Below are 15,607 nucleotides of genomic sequence, written 5' to 3' on the forward strand. Positions count from 1 at the left end.
AAACGGAGCCTTTCTTGACTGATTTCGACCCAAAAACAGCATGATCTGGGCCGGGTTCGCAGCCGTTCTGAGCGCCATTGCGGGCGTGTTCTGCCTGCATTTTGCCTGGAAACGGCGGCCCAGACCGGGCCGCACCCTGCCGGTTATCGCCGGCTGGGCGCTGGTCGCGGCCTCGCTGCCTCTCTGGATCGGCGCCTCGGGACCCGAATACGGGACGGCTTACGCCCTTCTGACACTGGGCTTTCTGGCGTGGATCGCGGTGCTTCCCCGCGCCAAATTCAGCCGCGCCCGGGTCGAAAGGAAGCCTTCCGGGCCGGTGCACGCCACGCGTGGCCGCATGAATCGCCTGGTCCGGCACGGCCTTCTTTTCCTGATTTCGACCCCGGTTGCGGCGGTTTCCTCCGCGCTTTTCACCATCGCGGCGTTGAATCTGCTGCCCGGAAGCGCGGCAAACCGCATGGCGTTTTCCTTCCTTCTGATCCCGGTGGTGTGGGGAATCGCCGCTTACTGGACCATTGCGGACACGAAACTGGTCCGTCCGGCGGCCGCCATTATTGCCGCCGGGGCTGCTGGCGCCGCGCTGATCTATCTGTAAAACGCGCCCTTCGATGAGATTTTCCCTTCCTTCCGGCTTCGTAAAGCGCTCCCTGGCCAGCCATTCCTGGCTGGGCCTGATGACCGGCGCGCTGATGTATCTGATCTGCCTGTCGGGAACGCTGGCGGTTTTCGGTCAGGAATTGCAGCAATGGGAGCAGCCGCGCGGCGACACTTTCACCGAATTCGACCCGCAGGCGCTGGAGACCACCTATAACGAACTGACCGCCAGCGGAGTGGAAGTCACCCACCACATGTTCGTCATGCTGCCGACGGAGAAGCGTCCGCGCCTGACGATTTCATCGGAAAACCAGACCTGGCTGGTGCATCCGGACGGCACGCTGGGCGCGGAAGTGGCGCATGAATGGACCGATATGCTGGTCAATCTGCACCTTTACCTGCACCTGCCGCGCAATATCGGGATGATTTTCGTCAGCGCGTTCGGGGCGATCCTTTGCGGGCTGATCGTTTCCGGCTTCTTCGCCCATCCCCGCATCCTCAAGGATGCGTTCAATCTGCGGCTGGGCGGATCGCGGCAGCTGGAACAGACCGACATCCATAACCGGCTGAGCGTCTGGGGCGCGCCGTTTCACCTTGTGATCGCCGTGACAGGCGCGTTTTTCGGCTTCTTCGGCCTGGTCATGGGGCCGCTTTCGCAGACCTATTTTGACGGCGACCGGACACAGGCCATGGCCGCGCTCTATGGCGCGGAACCCGCGCTGGCGCAGGACATGGAGCCGGTCGGCCTCAGCGCCGCGCTGACCCGGATGGACGAAATAGCGCCGCAGGCCGAACCCTTCTATCTGACCATCGAGGACGCCGGCACGCCGCAGCAATACATGATTATCGGCGCCACCCATCCGGGCCGCCTGATCTATGCCGAACAATACCGCTTCGACGCGGCCGGAAACTATCTCGGCCCGGCCGGTTTCGCAGACGGCGAGGCCGGGCAACAGGTCATTTTCTCCGTGTATCAGGCGCATTTCGGCCAGTTTGGCGGGATGCTTTCGAAGGTTTTCTACGGGATTTTCGGGCTGGCGCTGAGCGTGGTTTCGGTGACCGGGATCAATATCTGGCTGGCCAAGCGCGGCAAGAAGGACGTCATCAACAGGCTGTGGTCCGGCTTTGTCTGGGGCGCGCCCGTGGCGCTGGCCCTGTCGGCCATTGCGGCGCTGGTCCTGCCGCTATCTCCCGCGGGCTGTTTCTGGGCGGTCATGGCGGCGGCGGCCGGTCTTTCCCTGTTTATGAATCAGGACCGGACAGTCCGGATCCTGATGCTGGCGTCAGCGGCGGCGCTGGCGGGCGTCGCGCTGTGTCACGCCATCCTTTTCGGAGCTTATGCGGCGCAAGATGCGGCGCTGGCGGTCAATCTGTCCGCCGTCCTCCTCGCCGCCGGGTTTCTGGCCGCCGGGCTGACGCGAAAATCCGCCTGACGGAACGCTTTCCCGGCGCAGGCGCCATTGCGCAGGAACCTTCCCCGCCGCGACACGTATAGGCTTACGGTCAGTTTTATCCGCATTTCCAGATCGCGGGTAATCAAGGTTCTTAAGGGGAGCGCGGGACCGTGGGGGGAAGCGTATGATTTTCCGGGCAAATCGCCTGCACGGCACAGCGATGTGTGCGCTGTCCGCCGCCATGGCCGCGACGCTACTTTCCCCCGCCCCGGCAGCGGCGGCGCAGGTCGAGGATCTCCGCGATTATTCCATCGAGGAACTGGCCCGGCTGGAAATTTTCTCCGTCTCCCGCCGCCGCGAGCCGATCAGCGAAGCCCCCTCCGCGATCTATGTCATCACGCCCGAGGAAATACGCCGCTCCGGCGTGACCAGCCTTCCCGAAGCGTTGCGCCTGGCCCCGAACCTTCACGTCGCGCGGGACAGCGCCTCGCAATACGCCATCTCCGCGCGCGGGTTCAATTCGGTTGAAACCGCGAACAAGCTGCTGGTCGTGATCGATGGGCGCAGCGTCTATGCGCCGCTTCATTCCGGGGTCTTCTGGGACGAAGAACACGTGCTGCTGGAGGACGTGCGCCGCATCGAGGTGATCAGCGGCCCCGGCGGCGCGACGTGGGGCGCGAACGCGGTCAATGGCGTGATCAGCGTCATCACCAAGAATTCCGCCGATACGCAGGGCTGGGCCGCGCGCGGCACTTACGGGTCTCTGGACCGCACCGCGACCGCCCGCTTTGGCGGCAAGATCGGCGAAAACGCCTCGTTCCGCGTCTATGCAAACGCCTTCAATCGCGAGCATACGCTGGCCCCGGGCGGCGGCGACGCGATGGACGGCTATGACGGCGTGACCGGCGGATTCCGCACCGACTGGCAGGCCGGCTCCAACCGCTTCACCTTCCAGGGCGATTTCTTCGACGACAATATCGGCGCGGGCGATCTAAGCGGCGGCAATCTTCTGGGCCGCTGGACGCACGATCTGGATAATGGCGGCTGGACCATGATCCGCGCCTATTACGACACCTCCACGCGGGAGGATGTCGCACTCTATGACGAGACGGAAACCGCGGACATCTTCTTCCAGAACGCGCTGGCGCCGCTGGGCCGTCACCAACTGAACTGGGGCGGCGGCTATCGCTATATCCACGATATTTTCCGCGCCCCCGGCGCCTTCACCCTGGATCCGGAACAGGATCATCAGGAGCTGGCCAATCTCTTCCTGCAGGACGAGATCAGCCTGAAAGAAACGCTGACCCTGACGCTGGGCGTGAAATTCGAATACAGTTCCTATTCCGATTTCGACTATCTGCCGAGCGCCCGGCTGGCCTGGACGCCCAATGACAGAACGCTTCTGTGGGCCGCCGCGTCCCGCGCGATCCGGACGCCGGTGCGGGTGGACCGGGACCTTGTGGCGGAGGGAATATTCCTGGGCGGGCCGAATTTCGGCAGCGAGGAATTGATCGCCTATGAGGCCGGTTATCGAGGCCGTCCCACGCAAAACACTTCCGTCTCCGTATCGGTCTTCCTCAATGACTATGACGATCTGCGCAACACCGCCCTGTCGGCAGACGGCGGTTTCCCCGCGCAATTCCTCAACCAGCTTCACGGCCAGACCTATGGCGTGGAAGTCTGGGGCGACTGGCAGGCAACGGACTGGTGGCGGCTGAGCGCCGGCCTGACCACGCTGGAAAAGGATTTCGATCTGCAGCCGGGCGCGACCAATATCGCCAGCCCGCCTTCCACCGGCAACGATCCGTCCTGGCAGGCGAAAATCCATTCCCGCATGGATATCAATGAACGCCTGCGCCTGGACGCGGACCTGCGCTGGATTGATGACCTGCCCAACCCGGCCATTCCCGGTTATGTGGAACTGGATGCGCGCATAGGATGGATGGTGACCGACGACGTGGAGCTGACCCTGGCCGGTATCAATCTGCTTGACGAAAGCCATCCGGAAACCGACGCCGCCAATTTCGCGCAGGAGGCGCGCCGCGGGGTTCATGTGGGTTTGAGGTGGGGTTTCTAGAGGTGCTGACAGGCGCATCCCCGGTCAGGCTGGCGGTCAAAGGTCTGGCTTTGCTTGCGATCGTCCTGGCGGCCGCCTCCCCGCAGGCCGCGGCGCAGGATAGCGGCGAGTCGCTGGAAGCGCCGATCAAGGCGACCTTCCTCTATCGTTTCGCGGATTTCATTTCATGGCCCGCCGAGGCCTTTCCCAGCCCGGCCACGCCCGTTCGCATCTGCATTATCGGCGAGGATCCGTTCGGCGTGTTGCTGGACAGGATGGTCGAGGAACAGACCGCCGCCGGACGGCCGCTTTCCGTCCATCGCCTGCACCGCATCGGGCGCGATTCAGGGTGTCACGTCGCCTATCTGTCCGGCTCCGGCTATCAGAGCGTCGCTGACGGGCTGGCCGCCAGCGGGGAGACGCCCGTGCTGACCGTGACTGACAGCGCGGCTGGAGACGAGGCGCGCGGCGTCATCCATTTCGAGGTCATAGACAATCGTGTGCGGTTTCATGTCGACGACATGCAGGCCACCCGGCACGGGCTGAAAGTCAGTTCGCGCCTGCTGGGCATCGCGGTGAGCGTCCGGAGGACCGATACATGACCCAGGCGCCGGCCCGGCCGCGTTCGCGCCTGTGGCGCGTTCCCGAGATCGCCGCCCTCAGCGCGGCGTTCCTGCTGCTGATCGGCGGGCTGGCGACGGTGATCTATAGCGAACGTTTCTATGAACAGCAGAAGCTGAAAGAAGTGCGGGTGCAGGTCGAGATCCTGGCCGACAGCCTGAGCGCGCCGCTGGCCTTCGACGATAACCAGACCGCCCAGGACTATGTGAACGCGCTGCGCGCCAATCCCGATATCGAGGCGTCCGCGGTCTATGACGAAACCGGCATGATGGTGGCGTCCTATACGTCCGGCCCGAACGTGGAGCTGCCGACCACCAATATTATCCGCGCCGCCCCGCATCTCGAGAACGGGCGCGCCGTGGCGGCCGCGCCCGTAAGACGCGGGGAAAGCGTTTTTGGCGCTGTCTATCTGCGCGTGGTGACGATTCCGCTGATCAGCCGCCTGATCCGTTATGGCGTCATGGCGATGCTGGTCTTCATGGCGGCGCTGGTGGTCGTGGTTCTGGGCATCGCCCACACCGCGCTTCGGCGGGCCAACGCCAATCTGGATTTGCGCGCGCGCGAGCTGGCCGCCGCGAACGATGCGCTGCGCGTGCAGATTGATGAACGCGAGCGGGCCGAACAGGCGCTGAGGCAGAGCCAGAAGATGGAGGCGATGGGCCAGCTGGTGGGCGGCGTGGCGCACGATTTCAACAATCTTCTGATGACCGTATCCAGCGGGTTGCGGCTGCTGGAGAAAAGCGCCGACGGCGAGCGCCGCAACATGATCCTGGAGAGCATCGAAAAGGCAGTGGACAGGGGCGCGGGCCTGACACGGCAATTGCTGGCGTTCGCGCGCCGTCAGAAACTCAAGCCGCAGGTGATCCATCCCGGCAAGCAGGTCGAGGGGATGCGCGAGCTGCTGGAGCGATCCCTGCGCGAGGATATCAGCGTCACCCTGCGGACACCGGAAACGCTGTGGCCCATCAAGGTGGATTCAGGACAATTCGAACTGGTCATTCTGAATCTCGCGGTGAATGCGCGCGACGCCATGCCCAATGGCGGCGCCCTGACCATCGAAGGCGAGAACATCATTCATGCCGAGGACGGCCGCGACCGTGAAATGGTGCGCCTGTCCGTCACCGACACGGGGGCGGGCATGTCGGAAGAGACCGTGGCGCGGGCGTTTGAGCCCTTCTTCACGACAAAGGACGTGGACAAGGGAACGGGTCTGGGCCTGTCGCAAGTCTATGGTTTTGCCTCCCAGTCGGGCGGCTGGGCGGAGATTGACAGCGCCCTGGACCAAGGTACGACGATCAGCCTGATCCTGCCGCGTTCGAAGGAAGCGCCGGCTGACGACGGCCAGCGGGACGAAACCCCGGCCCCGTCATCCGCGCATGGGGCGGCGCGGGTGCTACTGGTGGAGGACGACGACAATGTCGCGCGCATGGTTTGCGAACTGGTCGAGCTTCTGGGCCATGACTGCCGCCGCGTTTCCTCCGCCGCCGAGGCGCTGACGGCGCTGGAAGAAAACCGTGATTTCGACATCATGTTTTCCGACATCGTCATGCCGGGCGGAATGAACGGTCTGGAACTGGCCGAACGCGTGCGCGAAACCTGGCCGGACCTGCCGATCATCCTGACCACGGGATATAGCGAGGACGAGCTGACCCTGACCGCCGATTTCACGATCCTGAGAAAACCCTACGCGATGGAAGATCTGGATCGCGCCCTGGCGCGGCGCCTGAAGCCTTCAGCAAACGGCAATGGCGGAGCCTAGACCGCCGAAGGCCGGTCCAGAAGAAGGCGTAATACGGCCAGAACGTCTTGCGGGCTGAACGGCTTTTGCAGGACGGGACGGTCGGCAAAGGGGCGCGGCAAATTATCGGCGGCCCATCCGGTCGCGAAGGCGAATGGAATATCGCGGTCCGCCAGAAGTCCGGCGATCTCGTCCACCGGCCGGCCATTCAGATTGACGTCCAGCAGCGCGGCGTCCAGCGCCGCGCCGGCTATCAATTCTTTCGCCTGATCGACGGATTCAACCGGTCCCGCGACAGCGCATCCGGCGTCGGTCAGGCTCTGTTCGAGCTCCAGCCCGATCAGAAGCTCATCCTCAACGACAAGGACCCGCTTCCCCGTCAGATCGACGGACTTGCCGCCCTCTTCAACATCGATATCGGCCATCATAAAACCCGCCGTCCGGTCCGGAAAAATCACGGTTTTATTGCCGGCGGCGTGACTATTTTAAGGCCGGATATGCGTCAGACAAGCTTGTCCCCGCCCCTTGGCGGTGCTGTTTTAAGGGCGGACGCCCGATGAGACGAGCAGCCTTCATGCGTATCTGGATTCTCGCCGCGTTTATGGGCGCCAGCCTGCTGGCCGGCTGCGCCGCGCCGATCAGAACCGCCGTGCCGGAGGCGCTGGCCGACAGCGCGCAAGTGCCCGGCTTTGACGAGATCCGCTACTGGGGCGACGCCGCGCCGCCGCGGATCGAGGAATCGGCGGCGGAAAACCTGCGCCATATCCGCACCCGCAACGCCGAGCGCATCGCGCGCGGCGAAACCGTGGAGATCGATTTCCTGGCGCTGTCGGGCGGCGGCGGCAATGGCGCGTTCGGCGCGGGCCTGCTGAATGGCTGGACGAAAACCGGGACGCGCCCGGAATTCCAGATTGTCACAGGCGTCAGCACGGGCGCCATCATTGCGCCGCTGGCGTTTCTGGGGACCGGCTATGACGCCGAACTGAAGGAAGCCTATACCGAAATCGGTCCGTCCGACGTCTATCAGGCGGCGGTCCTGCCCAACATGATCAATGGTCCGGCGCTGGCCGACGCCGCCCCGCTGCGCGCGCTGGTCAATCGCTATGCCACGCCGCAATTGATGAGAGACGTCGCCCGCGAGCACCGGAAGGGCCGACGTCTTCTGGTCGCCACGACCAATCTGGACGCCGGGCGGCCCGTGGTCTGGGATCTCGGCGCTATCGCCGTCAGCGGCCGCCCGGATTCCCTGCAATTGTTCCGGGACGTATTGCTGGCCTCTTCCGCCATTCCCGGCCTGTTTCCGCCGGTGGCGATCCGGGTGCGCGCCAATGGCGAAACCTATACCGAGCTGCACGCCGATGGCGGGGTGACGTCACAGGTCTTTGCCTACCAGCCGCAGGTGCAGCTGGGGCAGTTGCTGGACGCCGCCGATTTCGAAGTGGGCCTGGATATCTATGTCATCCGCAATGGCCGGGGACTGCCGGATTATGACCCGCCGAGACCGGTCTGGTACCGCCTGACCAACCGGTCTCTGGAGGTGCTGCTGAGCTATCAGGCGATGTCCGACATTACCCGCATCTATTATCTGGCGCAGCGCGACGGCTTCAATTTTCATCTCGCCCTGATCCCCGAGACGTTCAAATGCGACGCCGCGAAACCCTTCCAGCAGCAATATCTGCGCACGCTCTACGATTACGCCGAGAGGCTGGGCGAAGCGGGGCCGCCCTGGCTGGAGACGCCTTTCGAGGATGCGGGCGGCGCAACCGCGCCGGCGCCGCCGGCCTGCCCGGACGGGAAATAGCGGCGCCGCGTGCGCGCTGCGCCGTCGACATTTCCGGGGCTTTCAGCCAAGTCCTGTTCCCATGACAGCCCGCGAGACATCTTTCGATACCATCGTGATCGGCGCCGGGGCCGCCGGCCTGTTCCACGGCGCGCTGGCCGGGCAGCGCGGGCGGCGCGTTCTGGTCATCGATCACGCCGCCAAGCCGGCGGAGAAAGTGCGTATTTCCGGCGGCGGGCGCTGCAACTTCACCAATATCCATACGCGGCCCGAACGCTTCCTGTCGCAGAACCCGCATTTCGCGAAATCGGCGCTGGCGCGCTACACGCCGCAGGATTTTCTGGATCTGATGGCGCGGCACGGCATTGGCTGGCACGAGAAAACGCTGGGCCAGCTTTTCTGCGACGAACGCTCCGGCGCGATTATCCAAATGCTGCTGGACGAACTGGCCGCCGCGGGCGGCGAGTTGCGGCTTTCCACCCCTGTCAGCGCGGTCGAGAAGACGCCGGAGGGGTTCCGGCTGCAGACTTCGGACGGGCCGCTGGACGCCGGACGCCTAGTGGTCGCCACCGGCGGGCTTTCCATCCCGAAAATGGGCGCAACCGGCTTTGCCTACGATCTCGCGGAGCAATTCGGCCACCGTATCGTCAAACCCGTTGCGGGCCTTGTCCCCTTTACCTTCGAGGGCGCGGACAAGGAGGCCTTCGCCGCGATCTCCGGCGTCGCCTGTCCGGTGCGCGCGCAGGCGGGAGACGCCACCTTCGACGAAGCCATGCTGTTCACCCATCGCGGCCTGTCCGGCCCGGCCATCCTGCAGGTTTCCTCCTATTGGAGCCCCGGAGAGCCGGTCTCCATCGACCTGTTCGGCGGCGGCGACGGCGCGGCGGCCCTGCGGGACCTGAAGGCGCAACACCCGATGAAGTCGCTGAGCGGCGCGCTGGAGGCGCTTCTGCCCAAGCGCCTGGCGGAGTGCCTGAAGGCGCGCGGCGTGGTGAAGGACGCGCCGCGCATGGCCGATCTCTCCCATGCGCATCTGGACGCGGTCGCGGCGGATTTGTCGGACTGGCGCCTGCAACCCTCCGGCACGGAAGGCTGGCGCACGGCGGAGGTCACGGTCGGGGGCCTCGATACCGATCAGCTCTCGTCAAAGACCATGGAAAGCCGCCTTGTCTCCGGCCTCTATTTCATCGGCGAGTGCGTGGACGTGACCGGCTGGCTGGGCGGCTATAATTTCCAGTGGGCATGGGCCAGCGCCGCCGCGGCGGCGGAAGCGGACTAGGCGCGCGCGATTGCGCCGGGCCGCGCGCCTGACCTAGAACCAGTTCCGGTCCCCCTTTCCTCTCCGCAAGCGAGCGCGCCCGTGAGCACCCTGAACGTCCTGGAAATCCTGAATATCTTCGGACTGTTCGTCTTCGCGATTTCCGGCGCGCTGCGGGCGCTGCGGCAGGACATGGATTTCTTCGGCGTGGCCCTGCTGGCCTTTGTCACCGGCGTCGGCGGCGGCACGATCCGCGACGTGTTGCTGGGCTTCTTCCCGGTCTGGTGGATCGAGAACATATCGGCGGTGTTCATCTGCCTGGCCGGCGCCATTGTGGCGACGCTGGCCCAGTCGGTTCTGGATTCCCGCATCAAGGCGCTGATCTGGGCCGATGCGCTGGGCCTGTCCGCCTTCGCCATTCTGGGCGCGCAATCGGCGCTGGGCGCGGGCGCGCATCCGGTTATCGCGATATTCATGGGCGCGGTCACCGCCACGTTCGGCGGGGTGGTGCGCGACGTGCTGCTGAACGAACCGCCGCTGATATTGAAGCAGGATATCTACGCCACCGCCGCCATGCTGGGCGCGGCCGCCTATATCGGGCTGCTGGAGCTTGGCCTTGCCGCCGCCGCGGCGGCGCCGCTGGCGGCCCTGATCACCTTTGCCATTCGCGGGGCGTCGATCCTGTTCAACATCCCCTCCCCCAAGTTCGGCCACCCGCCCCGGCAATAGGACTCAGACCGCAACATAGGCCCCGGTCTCGCGGCGGGCGCTTTTCAGGTCGCGCGGTCTGATTTCCGCTCTTCACAGACGGCGTGGAATCCGGCCGCCATGAACTCGGCCATGCGTTCCTTGACGGCCGGGAAGTCATCGGAGTCGCAGACGCCGCCGGAGAGTTTGTCGATCCGGCCCGTGCGCGCCAGCGTCAGCATGAGCGCGCCGGTCACGAAGTGATAGCCCCAGAAAATGTCTTCCTCCGAACAGTCGGGGAGCGCCTTCTTGAGAATATCGATCAGGCGCAAGACCACGGAATCGAAGTGCTTTTCCATCAGCTCGGCCCCCCATTCGGGGGTGTTCGCCACTTGCGCGGCGACGGCGAGCGCATTCTTCCACGCCTTTCCGCCCTCGATATAGAGATCGAAATCGGTATCCAGAAAGGCGTGCAGCGCGCCCTCCACGGTCGGCTTGCCGTTCGCCGACTTTTCGTATTCGTCCAGCGCCTTCATCCGGCGCTCTCTCGAGACGGGGGCGCGGCGGGAAAACACCGCGTCGAACAGGGCTTTCTTGTCGTCGAAATAATAATGGATCAGCGTGTGATGAACATCGGCGTGCTTGGCGATGTCCTTCAGCGTAACGCCATAGAAACCGCGCCTGGAGAACAGGGCCTCGGCTGAATCGAGGATAAGCTCTATGGATTCAGCGCGGCGCTCCGCCCTTGTCTGGGGCTTGCGCCCGGATTTCGCATCATCAGAAGACAAAACTTGAGCTTTTCCGTCACCGATCAAGAGCAATGCCGCTCAGGAAGCCGCCCGCTTGCCGGAAAACTGACCCTCGGCGCTGGACGCATCCCTGTAGTCTGACCTCAGGCGAAGCTTGTCAATTTTGCCCGTCGGTCCCAGCGGCATGTTGTCCAGCCGCATGACCGCATCGGGGAGCCACCACGACGCCACGCGGCCGCGCAACGGCTCCAGCAATTCGTCATCGGTCACGGACTGGTTCTCCGCCAGCTCGACCAGGAGGATTGGACGCTCGCCCCATTTTTCGTCCGACCGGCCGATTACGGCGGCCTGCGAGACCTGCGGCAGGGCGCCGACAATGGCCTCGATCTCTGACGGATTTATCCATTCGCCGCCCGACTTGATCAGATCCTTGGCGCGGCCCGTGATGATAAGGTTTCCGCGGGTGTCTATCCGGGCAAGGTCGCCGGTATCGAACCAGCCCTCTTCGTCGGTCGCCGCTTCATCATGGCCGAAATAACGCTCTATCGCGGCGGAGCCCCGCACCCGCAGATGCCCCTCCGCGGCGCGCTGATCCGCCAGAGGCTCCCCTTCCGCGTCGGTCAGCAGGAGGTCCACGCCGACCGCCGGTCGGCCTGACATCCAGGCCTTGCGGTCGCTGTCGCCGGGCGCCGCGCTGACGCCCAGCGGCGAAAGCTCGGTCATGCCCCAGCTGGTCTGAACGGCCACGCCCAGCCGCCGCTCTATCCGGTCCATCAGGGCGGGCGCCAGGGCGGCGCCGCCCACCATGATCCGCTTGAGCGTTGGCAGGTCGCCGCCGGTTGCCTCGACATGCTCCAGCAGACCAAGCCAGACAGTGGGCACGCCGACGGCCATCGTCACGCCTTCGGATTCGATCAGGCGCGCCAGACTGGCGCCGTCCGCCAGACGGCCGGGAAGCACCAGTTTCGCCCCCGCCGCGGGCGCGGCGAAAGGCAGGCCCCAGGCATTGGCGTGGAACATCGGCACCACGGTCAGGACGGCATCGGCGGCGGTGAGCCCCATGACGTCGGCCTGTAGTTGCCGCAGCGTATGAAGATAACCGGAGCGGTGAGTATAGGTGACGCCCTTTGGCGACCCTGTCGTGCCGGAGGTGAAACACAGGCCGGACGGCGAAGTCTCGTCGAAATCCCCCCAGACGACATGACCGTCAGCCCCGGCGATGGCGTCTTCCAGCGTGGAGACGGACAAGTCCGGGTCTTCGCCGCGCCAGTCCGGCGCCGGGCCATCGATCACAAGAATTTGTGAAACGGAGGCGGCCTCCGCCACGATCTTGCGGGCCAGCGGGGCGAGGTCGGCGCTGACGATCAGCACGCGCGCCTCTGACTGGTTCAGCATGGCGGCCAGCTGCGCGGCGGTCAGGCGGGGATTGAGCGTGTGGCAAACCGCCCCCATCCCCATGATGGCGTACCAGGCCTCGACATGAGCCTGGGTATTCCAGGCCAGCGTTGCAACGCGGTCGCCGAACAGGACGCCGCGCCCGGCCAGAGCCGCGGAAACCCGCAAAGCCCGCGCCTTCAGCGCCGCATATCCTGTCCGGTCGACCGCGTCCCCCCCGCGCCCGGTCACGACTTCCGCCTCCGGATGCCATTTGGCGGCGTGCTCGATGAACTTGTTGAGGGTCAGCGCATAGGGCTGCATCGCCCCGTCGGTCACTGGCATTCGGAAACCTGCGGAGGCAATGGCGGCGCGATGACGCCGACATTCCACGTCCATCCGACATCGGCCGCGCGGCGGCGGCACATCACCTCTTCATGCAGTTCGAACATGCCCGGCAGAAGGTCGGTGTCCGCGCCGTGAGGCGTATCCGCGAAATACATATAGGCTTCGTCCGCGCCATAAGGCCGCCATGCGGGCTGATCCGCCGCGGCGGGCGCGCCATCGCGCGCGAAAGACGTCCAGTAGCTGATCATCGCTTCGGAGAGCGCACGCTCCTCCGCCGTATCGGGGGGCGCCGGCCAGAACTCTGAAATGCGGTCGAGATTGCCGAACATGTAGGGCAGTTCGCTGGCATGGAAGGCGTTGAGCCCGTTCTGGTCCGCCGCGGGATAGCCGTGATCGAAAATGTAGAGGAAGCCGGGCTGACCGATCTCCCCCTGCTTGCGGACAAGGCGCTCCGCCGTCCAGCCATACATGGCGTCGCGGGTGGCGGCGAGCATCGCCTCGTCGATGTCCCGTGAGGGATAGTGTTCCAGGGCGGCGCCGGCGAGATCGCCATAGCCTTTCCGGATTGCCGCTTCATAGTCTTCGGCGTTCGACGGCGCCTTGGGCAGGAGGAAGCGCAAAGACCGGATTTCACCGCTATTGAAGCCGGCCATGACCGGAACCGGCGCCTGCTCGCCTTCATCGAAGACGTTCACGGGCTGCCCCGGAAGCGTAAGGCCGTCGACCGTGCCCCAGGGAATATAGCCAGCCTGCGCCGCCTTCTCGATCAGAGACTGCGGCTCCATCGCGCGGAGCGCCGCAAGGTCTTCCGCCCCGACTTTTCCGGCGACATAGGCGCCCGTGGTTTCCGCGGAAGGCGCGCCGAAGCTCGCCTCCTTGAGTTCGGGCGTGGAGAGCATGTAGGCGCTCTGCGCAATCGCTTTGTCGAACAGGCCGCGCGCCGCCGGTGCGGTCATCAGATAGGTGACGCTGAGGGCGCCCGCCGACTCGCCGGCAATTGTCACATTGTCCGGATCGCCGCCGAACGCGGCGATATTGTCCTCCACCCATTCCAGCGCGGCGATCTGGTCCAGGAGGCCGTAATTGCCGGAGACGCCGTCCGGCGATTCCGCGCTGAGTTCGGGATGGGCCAGATAACCCAGAACGCCGAGGCGGTAATTGATGGAGACATAGACGATGCCGCGCTTGGCGAACTCGGCGCCGTTATAGAGGGACTGGCTGCCCGCGCCGCTGGTCAGCGACCCGCCGTGAATCCAGACAAAAACCGGCGCGTTCGCGGCGTTTTCCGGGGCCCAGACATTCAGATTCAGGCAATCCTCGCTCGTGTCGGGCAGCGATGAATCGGCATAGATGCTGAAGCCACGCCGGCGGGGCTGCATGCAGGCATTGCCGAATTCGCTGGCGTCGAACGCATCATCCCACGCGGGGACCGGCGCAGGCGGCGTCCAGCGCGCTTCGCCGGTGGGCGGCGCGGCAAAGGGGATGCCCTTGAAAATCTTCAAGCCGTCCCGGGCCACGCCCCGGACCGGTCCCGATGCGGTGTCGACAACAGCATCGCCGCTTTCGGCGGTGCTGGCGCAGGCGGCGGTCGCCGCAACTAGAATGGCCGCCGACAGGGCAGGCGCGATACGGGATAGCAGGGTCATCGGGAGCGTCCTCCGGCTTCGGTTTCGCGGCTCAGAATGCGGCCCAACCAGAGGAAGAGCGCAATCGCGAGAAAATAGAACGGGATGAGCGTATAGAAGGCGATCTGCAGTGAATTGTCAGGATGGCTGTCGCGGAAGAAATCGCTGGCCGCCCCGAGATAGGTCGGCCCCAAGCCAAGACCGATCAAATTCATCACCAGCAGCAAAAGCGCCCCCGACAGCACTCGCTGGTTCGGCTTGACCCCTTCCTGGACCAGCGCCACGGCGGGCGACAGGTAGAAATAATTCAGAACCGTCGGCACGGTGAGGAACGCCATGGCTAGGGGCCATGTGGGCGCCCAGACAAAGCCGATGAAAAACGGCACCGCGACCACGAGGCCCGCCGCCGGGACATAGGCGTAGGCCGCTTTCGTGCGCCGCGACAGCCAGTCGACCAGCCGCCCGGACACATACATGCCGGCGCTGACGCCCAGCCCCAGCAACAACGCGTAATAGATGGCGATTTCGCCCAGCGTCATGCCCTTTTCACGCATCAGGAAGAGCGTGGTGAAATTGATCACGGCATAGGTCACGAACTGCGTGGCGCCGCTGGCAAACGCGATGAGCCGCAGCGAGGGATGCGCAAAGAACATCTTGCAGGTCGCGCGAAAGCTTTCCTGCGGCGGCGCGGCGGCCGGCGCCGGCGCGGGGGCGGGCGTATCGGCGACCGGTCCGGCGTCGAGGCCGCCGCGTTTGGGCTCGCGGACAAAGACCAGAACCGCCAGCGCGGTCACCACGCCGACAATGCCGATCGAGACGAACGCATCGCGCCAGCTGAACGCCGCCGCGATGGAGGCGCCGAAAGCCACCCCGAGGGCGGCGCCGATCGGCGGCCCCATATTATAAAGGCCAAGCGCCCGCCCCCGCATGCCGGAGGGGAAATAATCCGAAATAATGGCGTAGGACGGCGGCACGCCGCCCGCCTCGCCGATGCCGACGGTCATGCGGGCGATGACAAGCTGCGGATAGTTTCGCGACAGGCCGCAGGCAATGGTCGCCGCGCTCCACAGAAAGCAGGCAAAGCCCAGAACGCGGACGCGATTGGTCTTGTCCGCCAGCCACCCGACCGGAATGGCGATCAGGCAATAGAAGAGCGCAAAATAAAGCCCGCCGATCAGGCCCAGCTGACCGTCCGTGACGCCCAGATCGTCCTGGATCGGCTTGGCCAGGATCGACAGGAGCTGGCGGTCCAGAAAGTTCAGGACATAGACGAAGCACAACATGCCCAGCGTCCACCAGGCGCGCCCGCCCGGCCGCGCCGTCGCGGCGGGGCCTGAGGCGGGCGTATCGGAGGCTTCAATCGATGGCGAGCGCGCCGTCATC

The 15,607-nt window shown here is 65.1% G+C and carries 13 protein-coding genes; 8 read left to right on the top strand and 5 right to left on the bottom strand.

What is annotated here, in order from left to right; genetic code table 11:
- Positions 1–40 precede the first annotated feature (40 nt).
- From H2040_RS01390 to H2040_RS01410, 5 genes are all read left to right on the top strand, one after another.
- The gene (locus tag H2040_RS01390) at positions 41–595 is read left to right on the top strand and encodes a hypothetical protein (protein WP_287153686.1); all 555 of its coding nucleotides are present in this window, start codon (positions 41–43) and stop codon (positions 593–595) included.
- A 13-nt stretch (positions 596–608) separates the two neighbouring features.
- On the top strand, positions 609–2,027 hold the full coding sequence (locus H2040_RS01395) for a PepSY-associated TM helix domain-containing protein (RefSeq protein WP_287153688.1): 1,419 nt from the start codon (positions 609–611) through the stop codon (positions 2,025–2,027).
- A gap of 145 nt (positions 2,028–2,172) precedes the next feature.
- Positions 2,173–4,065, top strand: a complete 1,893-nt coding sequence (locus H2040_RS01400; RefSeq protein ID WP_287153690.1) for a TOL_0244 family TonB-dependent receptor — start codon at positions 2,173–2,175, stop codon at positions 4,063–4,065.
- Between the two features lie 50 nt (positions 4,066–4,115).
- Positions 4,116–4,646 (top strand): TOL_0243 family YfiR-like periplasmic protein, encoded by a 531-nt coding sequence (locus H2040_RS01405; protein WP_161624604.1) that lies wholly within the window; start codon positions 4,116–4,118, stop codon positions 4,644–4,646.
- Entirely contained in the window at positions 4,643–6,424 is a 1,782-nt protein-coding gene (locus H2040_RS01410; RefSeq protein WP_287153694.1) for an ATP-binding protein, read from the top strand. The genes H2040_RS01405 and H2040_RS01410 overlap by 4 nt, the downstream gene beginning before the upstream one ends.
- On the opposite strand, the gene H2040_RS01415 is transcribed toward H2040_RS01410, so the two are convergent.
- Positions 6,421–6,831, bottom strand: a complete 411-nt coding sequence (locus tag H2040_RS01415; protein WP_287153696.1) for a response regulator — start codon at positions 6,829–6,831, stop codon at positions 6,421–6,423. The genes H2040_RS01410 and H2040_RS01415 overlap by 4 nt on opposite strands.
- A gap of 146 nt (positions 6,832–6,977) precedes the next feature.
- On the opposite strand from H2040_RS01415, the gene H2040_RS01420 reads away from it, so the two are divergent.
- From H2040_RS01420 to H2040_RS01430, 3 genes are all read left to right on the top strand, one after another.
- On the top strand, positions 6,978–8,204 hold the full coding sequence (locus H2040_RS01420; RefSeq protein WP_287153698.1) for a patatin-like phospholipase family protein: 1,227 nt from the start codon (positions 6,978–6,980) through the stop codon (positions 8,202–8,204).
- A 61-nt stretch (positions 8,205–8,265) separates the two neighbouring features.
- Positions 8,266–9,462, top strand: coding sequence for a BaiN/RdsA family NAD(P)/FAD-dependent oxidoreductase (locus H2040_RS01425; RefSeq protein ID WP_287153701.1), 1,197 nt, complete (start codon positions 8,266–8,268; stop codon positions 9,460–9,462).
- A gap of 81 nt (positions 9,463–9,543) precedes the next feature.
- A complete protein-coding gene (locus H2040_RS01430; protein WP_033310648.1) occupies positions 9,544–10,170 on the top strand; it encodes a trimeric intracellular cation channel family protein in 627 nt (208 codons plus the stop codon).
- Positions 10,171–10,214: 44 nt separating this feature from the next.
- Here H2040_RS01430 and H2040_RS01435 read toward each other — a convergent pair whose 3' ends face one another.
- The 4 genes from H2040_RS01435 to H2040_RS01450 are packed head-to-tail and all read right to left on the bottom strand — an operon-like array spanning position 10,215 to position 15,606.
- Positions 10,215–10,916 carry a TetR/AcrR family transcriptional regulator gene (locus tag H2040_RS01435; RefSeq protein ID WP_022697456.1) on the bottom strand — a complete coding sequence of 234 codons (702 nt, stop codon included), beginning with the start codon at positions 10,914–10,916 and terminating at the stop codon, positions 10,215–10,217.
- 39 nt (positions 10,917–10,955) lie between these two features.
- Positions 10,956–12,596, bottom strand: coding sequence for an AMP-binding protein (locus tag H2040_RS01440; RefSeq protein WP_287153706.1), 1,641 nt, complete (start codon positions 12,594–12,596; stop codon positions 10,956–10,958).
- Positions 12,587–14,245 carry a carboxylesterase/lipase family protein gene (locus H2040_RS01445; RefSeq protein WP_287153708.1) on the bottom strand — a complete coding sequence of 553 codons (1,659 nt, stop codon included), beginning with the start codon at positions 14,243–14,245 and terminating at the stop codon, positions 12,587–12,589. The genes H2040_RS01440 and H2040_RS01445 overlap by 10 nt, the downstream gene beginning before the upstream one ends.
- A complete protein-coding gene (locus H2040_RS01450) occupies positions 14,242–15,606 on the bottom strand; it encodes a spinster family MFS transporter (protein ID WP_287153710.1) in 1,365 nt (454 codons plus the stop codon). The genes H2040_RS01445 and H2040_RS01450 overlap by 4 nt, the downstream gene beginning before the upstream one ends.
- Position 15,607 lies beyond the last annotated feature (1 nt).

This window comes from Euryhalocaulis sp. (assembly GCF_013911995.1).
In the GTDB taxonomy this organism is placed as follows: domain Bacteria; phylum Pseudomonadota; class Alphaproteobacteria; order Caulobacterales; family Maricaulaceae; genus Euryhalocaulis; species Euryhalocaulis caribicus.

What these genes read in the sequence shown, in the direction of transcription:
- H2040_RS01390 (WP_287153686.1), top strand. Translation starts at nt 41, where the DNA reads ATGATCTGGGCCGGGTTCGCAGCCGTTCTGAGCGCCATTGCGGGCGTG.
- H2040_RS01395 (WP_287153688.1), top strand. Translation starts at nt 609, where the DNA reads ATGAGATTTTCCCTTCCTTCCGGCTTCGTAAAGCGCTCCCTGGCCAGC.
- H2040_RS01400 (WP_287153690.1), top strand. Translation starts at nt 2,173, where the DNA reads ATGATTTTCCGGGCAAATCGCCTGCACGGCACAGCGATGTGTGCGCTG.
- H2040_RS01410 (WP_287153694.1), top strand. Translation starts at nt 4,643, where the DNA reads ATGACCCAGGCGCCGGCCCGGCCGCGTTCGCGCCTGTGGCGCGTTCCC.
- H2040_RS01415 (WP_287153696.1), bottom strand. Translation starts at nt 6,831, where the DNA reads ATGATGGCCGATATCGATGTTGAAGAGGGCGGCAAGTCCGTCGATCTG.
- H2040_RS01420 (WP_287153698.1), top strand. Translation starts at nt 6,978, where the DNA reads ATGCGTATCTGGATTCTCGCCGCGTTTATGGGCGCCAGCCTGCTGGCC.
- H2040_RS01425 (WP_287153701.1), top strand. Translation starts at nt 8,266, where the DNA reads ATGACAGCCCGCGAGACATCTTTCGATACCATCGTGATCGGCGCCGGG.
- H2040_RS01440 (WP_287153706.1), bottom strand. Translation starts at nt 12,596, where the DNA reads ATGCCAGTGACCGACGGGGCGATGCAGCCCTATGCGCTGACCCTCAAC.
- H2040_RS01445 (WP_287153708.1), bottom strand. Translation starts at nt 14,245, where the DNA reads ATGACCCTGCTATCCCGTATCGCGCCTGCCCTGTCGGCGGCCATTCTA.
- H2040_RS01450 (WP_287153710.1), bottom strand. Translation starts at nt 15,606, where the DNA reads ATGACGGCGCGCTCGCCATCGATTGAAGCCTCCGATACGCCCGCCTCA.